This is a genomic window from Ruegeria sp. CE6 (assembly GCF_056537485.1).
The window spans coordinates 1-503 of sequence record NZ_JBQFRR010000017.1; the positions used below are offsets into that span (position 1 = coordinate 1).

Sequence of the window (503 nt, forward strand, 5' to 3'; positions counted from 1 at the left end):
GACGCTGGATGGTGGCATTAATTGGCACCAAGCGCGCATGTCAGGGCCATCCTTAGACAAGTCCATGCATCGCTTCTATTTCGAATTTGATTGGGATGGGCGGCCCTTGCTGTTGCAAAGCCGGGCCCATGACAGCACGGGCTATGTGCAGCCCACCAAGGAAATGCTGCGCCATGTGCGCGGCGAGAACTCCATCTACCACAATAACGGGATCCAGACTTGGGCGGTGGATGAAAACGGCAATGCGGAAAATGTGGAGGTTGGATAAGATGAATAAGGTAATCAGTCTTTCCGCAGCCCTGTTGATGGGGGGCGCAACCTTTGCGCTTGCTGAGAATGCGGCCCCCTCTCGGGATGGCGGCTATGGTTTGGGCCGCACGGCTTTGCCTGAAGAAATCGCTGCATGGGATATTGACGTGCGCCCTGATGGGCAAGGTCTGCCCGTAGGCTCGGGCGATGTATGGACGGGTGAAGAACTTTGGGTCGATAATTGCTCAGCGTGT

The 503-nt window shown here is 56.1% G+C and carries 2 pseudogenes; both read left to right on the forward strand.

Annotation, left to right across the window (positions count from 1 at the left end):
• Positions 1 to 268, forward strand: a pseudogene (locus ACR0DK_RS20520) (sulfite dehydrogenase); the annotation flags it as partial.
• A gap of 1 nt (position 269) precedes the next feature.
• A pseudogene (locus ACR0DK_RS20525) lies at positions 270 to 503 on the forward strand (c-type cytochrome); the annotation flags it as partial.